We start from the raw sequence: 5,983 nt of genomic DNA on the forward strand, positions 1-5,983 counted from the left end.
CCTCCACCTGCGGGCGCCGGGTACTGGCGGTGTCCTTGAACAGCAGCAGCCATGCCAGCAGCGCCAGCAGCGCGATGCCGACCAGCAGCGCGGCCAGCGGCCACCAGCGCTGCCAGCCGGCCGCGCCGCGTGCACGGGGATTGAGTGCAGTCACGCCATCACCCCTGTGGTTTGCCGGTCACCAGACCAACCTGGTTGAGGTCGATCCGGCGCAGCAGGTCAAGAACCTCCACCACGCGTGCGTACTGCACCTGGGCGTCGCCGCGCACGATTACCGGGAAGTCGGGGGTGAGTGCCTTTTCGGTGCGCAGGCGGTCTTCCAGCTCGGCCAGGCTGACCGGGTAGGCGTCGAGGAAGATCTGCCCGGCGTTGTCGACGGTGATCGCCTTGGTTTTCGGCTTTTCCAGCGCCATGCTGGCGCTGGCCTTGGGCAGGTTGACCTGGATTCCCGGAATGGAGGCGTTGCTGGTGAGGATGAAGATCACCAGCACCACCAGCAGCACGTCGACGAACGGGGTGACGTTGATGCCCTTCTCGCGCTTCTTGATGCCGAACCGTTTTGCCCTGGCCATGGTCGTGCGCCTCAGGCCTGGACCGGACGCGCGACGGCGGCCGGTGCGCTGCGGTCGAACTCTTCGGCCAGCCGCGCGGTGAACTCGTCGACGAACACCGACATGTCCGCGGCGATGGCTTCGGCACGCGAGGCCAGCCAGTTGTAGCCAAACAGCGCGGGGATCGCCACGCCCAGGCCGGCGGCGGTACACAGCAGCGCGGCGGCCATGCCGGGTGCCACCGAGTTGATGTCCACCGCACCGGCCATCGCGGCCACCACGAACACCAGCATGATGCCGATCACCGTGCCGAACAGGCCGATGTACGGTGCGCCTTCGATGGTGGTGGACAGCCAGTTCATGCGCTTGGACATGCGCTCGGTTTCGCGCGTGACTTCGGCGTCCATCGAGGCGCGGATGGAGGTGATGGCCGCTGCGGTCAGGCCGTGGTGGTGCGAGCCGCGGCCATCCATTTCTTCCATGGCGATGCGGTACAGGCGCCACAGGGTGGAGCTCTCGCGGATCTGCGGGGCCAGCGTGCCGGTGCGTTCCAGTTCCTGCAGCGATGCCACCGGCGCGCCGGTCACCTTGCGGTACTGCACGGTGAAGGCCTCGTTGGCCTTGGCCACGATGCCGAAGTAGCGGCTCTTGGTGATCATGATGGCCCACGACAGCAGCAGCATCAGGCCGAGCATGGCCACCACCACCCAGGCGTCGACCGGCATCGCCTTGAGGATGAAGCCGAAGTGGCTGACGCCGGCAGACTGTTCGTCTTCGCCGAAGGCGACCAGGCGCGATTCGGCGCCCTGCGCGCTGGCATCGGCCAGCAGCTGGGTGGCCGGGCGGGCCACCTTGGACACGCGCAGTTCGTCGATGTCACCCAGGAACGGCTGGGCCATGGCCACCGCTGCGGTGGTGCCTGCGGCCGGGGCCACGTCGGCGCCCAGCAGGGCTTCACCGGCCAAGGCCGGCAGGCTGGCCTCGATGCGGGTGGCCTCGCGGCCGCCCACGTACAGCACCACCGCGCCATCGCTGGCGGTCACCGCCAGGTGCGCCCACTGCCCCGCCGCCAGCGCCGGCACCGGGTGGCTGCGTTGCTGGTTGACGCGCACGTAGGGCACGCCGTTGTCCAGGCCGATGATCAGCACGTTGTCGCCTTCGCGGCGGCTGTAGATGGCCTGGTCCGGGCCCAGCTGGGCCGGCTTGATCCAGGCCGAGACAGTCATCGCGCCGTTGGCGGCCAGGGCCAGCGACGGCGAGCCGGGCAGGTGCAGCGGCTGGCCGGCCAACTGCGCGCCGCGCCCGATGATGGCGCCGTCGGCGGCCTTGAACGGGCCACTGGGATGGTTGACGTAGGCGGTGGTGTCGCGCGGCTCGTTGCCTTCGGCGAAGTGGTACACGGCGCTGTAGTCCGGGTCGAACACGCGCTGGCCATTGCCCGCCGCCGGTGCACCGGCGTTGCCGTAGTACATCCACAGGGTCTGCGGCGCGGTGCCGCTGATGGCCGGCACGTCCACCCAGATCAGGGCCATGCCCAGGCTGGCGTCGTACTGTTCCACCTGGTGGTTGAGCACGGTGCGGCCGTCGGCACCGATGAAGCGGATGTCGCTGCCGCCGTCGGCCACGCCGTCGAAGGCGAAGTTGCCGGTGTGCAGGCGCACCAGCACGGGCGTGCGGCCGAGGTTTCCGCCGAGCGCGGCGCCGTTGGGGCCGGCATCCACGGTGATCGGTTTGCGGTATTTCCAGTCGGCCTGCCACCACGGGGTATCGGCACGGGCGGTGCCGAGCGTGCACATGCTCAGGCAGAACAACAACAGGGCAAGAAGGCGTTGCATGGGAACTATCTCCGGGGAAGTCGGGGGTCGGGCTCAGTAACTGGCGCCGACGCTCAGGTGCAGTCGGTTCGCGCCCTTGGTGGTGGTGGGGCCATCGCTGAGCGTGTGGCCGTAATCCAGGCGCAGGTTGAAGTGGTCGCTGATGCGCAGGCTGCTGCCCAGGCCGGCGGCGGACATCCAGCTGCTGTCGGCCTGCTCGGGCAGCGGCCGGCGCAGGCCCAGCCAGGCGCCATCGACGAAGGCGTACAGGCGCCAGTCCTGCAGGCCCCACAGCGCGAACGGGCGGGTGCGCCATTCCAGCGTGGCCAGCGCGCCGTAATCGCCGATGCCTTCGGCCGAGCGGTAGCCGCGCGTGGTGTACATGCCACCGGCGGCGAACTGCTCGCCGGAGACCAGCGGCTGGTCGGTCATCTGTGCGGAGAGGCGCGCGAACCACTGCGCGCCGCTGTCCAGGGTGTAGGTGTCGCTGAGGTCCAGCTTGAGCGCGAAGAAGCTGGAATCGGCGTAGGCGCGCTTCCAGTCGAACTCGTCGTCACTGCTGCCGTAGCCGAGCAGGCTGCGCGCGCCGAACACGGCCTGCAGCGCCACGCTGAGCTGGTGTTTGTCGCCCTGGCGGAAGCCGCTGTAGCCCAGCGTCAGCGGCGCGTACTTGAGCGGAGCGAAGTCGGACGCCTGGCCGACCATGGCCACCGATTCGTCCAGGTCCTTGAAGTCGATACCGGCCGACAGCTGGTGCCACCACGCGCCGGTCATGGGCAGGCTGTGGTTGAGCTTGACGCCCAGCGCATGGCCCTTGCCGGTGACGTTGGTCTGGCCGCTGGAGACCACGTTGCTGTCGGAGCGGTAGCCGGAGAATTCCAGCATCCAGTCCGGGCTGCCCAGCGGCAGGCCGTAGGACGCCGACAGCACGTTGGCCTGGTCCAGGTCCTGCGGGGCCGCGAAGAAGGTGAGCGAAGCGGTGTGGTCTTTCTGCCACAGGTTGTCGTGGCCGACGCTGACGATGCTGCGCAGCGGCTCGGTGTCCACGCTGTGGTCGTTGTTGACCGTGGCGCTGAACCGCCAGGGCGTCTTGTCCTCGACTTTCAGCTCCACGTCCATGGTGCCTTCGGCGGTGCCCTGCTTCACCAGCGGCACCACCTGGCGCTTGCCGCCGCGGTTGAGTTCGGTGAGTTCGCGCTGCGCACCGTCGAAATCGGGTACCTGGCCGGGCTGCAGCGCCGGTACGCGTTCGCGCAGGCGCGCGGCGTCGTTGTAGCGCGCGCCCACCACGTTGACCTGGCCCACGCGGGTTTCGGTCACCTGCAGGATCACCACGCCGCCGCTGACCTGCTGCTCGGGCAGGTCGACGTACACCGACTGGTAGCCCTTGCGCTGGTACGCGGCCTGCAGCGCCAGCCGTGCGGCGTCCACGTCCTGCAGGGTGCGGTCGGGGCCCAGGTGCGGGGTGACCGCGCGCTCGATGTCGCGCGCGTCCAGCACGCTGTTGCCGCGCACCAGGTACTCGTTGATGGTGACGCGCGCGGCGGCCGGCGCGTCGCTGGCAGCGGGCGTGGCCGCGGTGCCGGCGGCCGGTGCCTGCTGCGCGGCGGCCAGCGGCATCACGCACAGCAGGCACAGCGGCAGCGGCGACCAGGCCATCGCCTTGGGGGTTGAAGACATCAGGAGCTTCTCACTGCGGAAGAGGGAAGGGACACGCGCTGCGGTGGCCGCGATGGTGCGCAACGCGGGTAACACCGGCGTTGCACGCGCAAGGCAGTTGCGGCGCATTGGCCGCACCGGGCCGTGGCCACGCGCGGTGGCCGTGGAAATGTCGGGCGTCATGCTCACTGCCGTTGCGTGCCCGGGGCGGCCATGCGCGCACGTTGTTCGGCACTCAGTTCGCCCATGCCCACCACCTGCACCACGCTGTCCGGGTCGTAGCGGTCATCGCCCTTGGCCGGGGTGACGCTGCTGGTCTCCTCGCCGAAGCCCAGCACCTGCACGCTGATGGTGGACGGCTGCGCCTGGCGGGTTTGGCGCTTGACCATGTCCTGCGCGGCCTGCACGGCGTTGTTGGCCGCCGCGCTGGCCGAGGTCAGCGCGTTGACGTTCACCGCCGCCACCATCGGAATACCCACGGCCTTGCCCTGCACCTGGATGTTGTCGGCGTTGAGCACCTGCAGCGCGGCCAGGTTGACGTTGCCCGACACGCGGATACCCGCTTCGCCCGCATCGATGGTGCCCAGCGGCGCGATCAGGTCGATGTCGCCCGGCGGTACTTCGGCGATCGGGTTGAGCGTGGCGATACCGGCGCCGGTGCTGGGCGTGTTCGGCGACAGCGCCACGTTGCCGACGCTGTCGTACACGCGGCGCTGCGGGGTGTAGACCACGGTGGTCTTGCTGCCGCGCCCGGCGTTGATGTCGCCCTCTGCCGACCAGGCCAGCACGTTGCCGCCGAAGGTGGTGAAGATGCGGCTCTGGCCCAGCAGCAGGCTGCCACGCGCATAGATGTTGATGTCGCCCTCGCCCTGGGTGAGCACGCCCGAACCCGGCCCCGGGACGAAGCCGCCGTCGACGCCCACCAGCGCGCGTCCACCGGGTACCAGCAGGCTGATGTCGCCGCCGAAATCGGTATGGATGCCGGCATCGTTGACCAGGTAGAACGGCAGGCCCTCGCTGGGACGACCGGCGGCGATCCACTCGGCCTCGGTCACGTAGCGCTTGCCCGGCAGCGGGCGGCGTGTGGCCACCACGTCGCCGGTCTTCTCGAAGTACAGGGCGCTGCTGAACATGGTGAGGTCGCCGCGGTAGGCGATCTCGCTCCCCTTGGCATCCTTGGCCGGCAGCAGCGTGGCGATGGCTTCGCGGCCGCGCAGGTAGCTGCCCTCGCGCGGGCCGTCCACGTCGGTGTACTCGCGGCCGCCGGCCTTGAGTTCGGCGTAGTACACGTTGCGCAGGAACGCGCTCTGCTGTTCGGCCGGCAGCTGCGCGAAGAACGCCTGGGCGTCCATGCTGGCCGCGTCGAAATGCAGGCCCCGGCCGTTGGCACCGCCGAAGCGGGCGGTAAGCCAGTTCACCAGATGCAGCTGGCTGTCCTGCTTGAACTCGCGGGCCAGGTCGCGGTTGGCCACGCCGGTACCGCCGCTGGCGGTGGCCGCATCGCGCGCCTGGTCCAGCGTCTGCTGCTGTTGTGCGAGGAACGCAGCGGCACCGGCCTCGTCGCCGCCGTAACCGAATTCGGTCTTCAGCCACTGCGCCAGCGAGGTGGCACCGCCGTACACACGCACCACCTTGCCGGCCTGTTCGCCCAGCGCGCGGTTGGGATCGGCCAGGTTGGCCGCGTCCAGGTAACGCGCGGCGAAGCCGGTCCAATCCGCACCGTGCGAGCCGACGCCGGCAGCCACGGCAATGGCGGCCCCGCTGCTGCGGTCACCGGCGCCCCCGTTGGCCACCGGGCCCAGGCTGCGCAGTTCGCCCTTGTCGGCCATGTACAGGTCACGGCCGGCACTGATGTCGAGCAGGCCGGGGCCGGCGATGTAGAAGGTGCTGAAGCGGATGTCACGGCCGGCCTGCACCACCGACACGTCGTCGGCGCTGGTATGCACGATCAGGTTGCCG

The 5,983-nt window shown here is 69.7% G+C and carries 4 protein-coding genes; all 4 read right to left on the minus strand.

Going from position 1 to position 5,983, the window contains the following annotated elements:
• Positions 1-158 precede the first annotated feature (158 nt).
• Positions 159-572, minus strand: a complete 414-nt coding sequence (locus DBR34_RS10750) for a biopolymer transporter ExbD (RefSeq protein WP_128096782.1) — start codon at positions 570-572, stop codon at positions 159-161.
• Between the two features lie 11 nt (positions 573-583).
• The gene (locus tag DBR34_RS10755) at positions 584-2,386 is read right to left on the minus strand and encodes a MotA/TolQ/ExbB proton channel family protein (RefSeq protein WP_128096783.1); all 1,803 of its coding nucleotides are present in this window, start codon (positions 2,384-2,386) and stop codon (positions 584-586) included.
• A gap of 33 nt (positions 2,387-2,419) precedes the next feature.
• Complete coding sequence (locus tag DBR34_RS10760; protein ID WP_219928258.1) at positions 2,420-4,045, minus strand: ShlB/FhaC/HecB family hemolysin secretion/activation protein; 1,626 nt, start codon at positions 4,043-4,045, stop codon at positions 2,420-2,422.
• Between the two features lie 164 nt (positions 4,046-4,209).
• Positions 4,210-5,983, minus strand: a 1,774-nt coding sequence (locus tag DBR34_RS10765; RefSeq protein ID WP_219928259.1) for a filamentous haemagglutinin family protein, incomplete at its 5' end; no start/stop codon positions are given.

The sequence above is a fragment of the Stenotrophomonas sp. HMWF003 genome (assembly GCF_003061285.1).
Taxonomy (GTDB): Bacteria; Pseudomonadota; Gammaproteobacteria; order Xanthomonadales; family Xanthomonadaceae; genus Stenotrophomonas; species Stenotrophomonas maltophilia_AP.

Excerpts from the sequence above, each read along its gene's own strand:
- DBR34_RS10755 (WP_128096783.1), bottom strand. The coding sequence starts at position 2,386 with ATGCAACGCCTTCTTGCCCTGTTGTTGTTCTGCCTGAGCATGTGCACG.
- DBR34_RS10760 (WP_219928258.1), bottom strand. The coding sequence starts at position 4,045 with ATGTCTTCAACCCCCAAGGCGATGGCCTGGTCGCCGCTGCCGCTGTGC.
- DBR34_RS10750 (WP_128096782.1), bottom strand. The coding sequence starts at position 572 with ATGGCCAGGGCAAAACGGTTCGGCATCAAGAAGCGCGAGAAGGGCATC.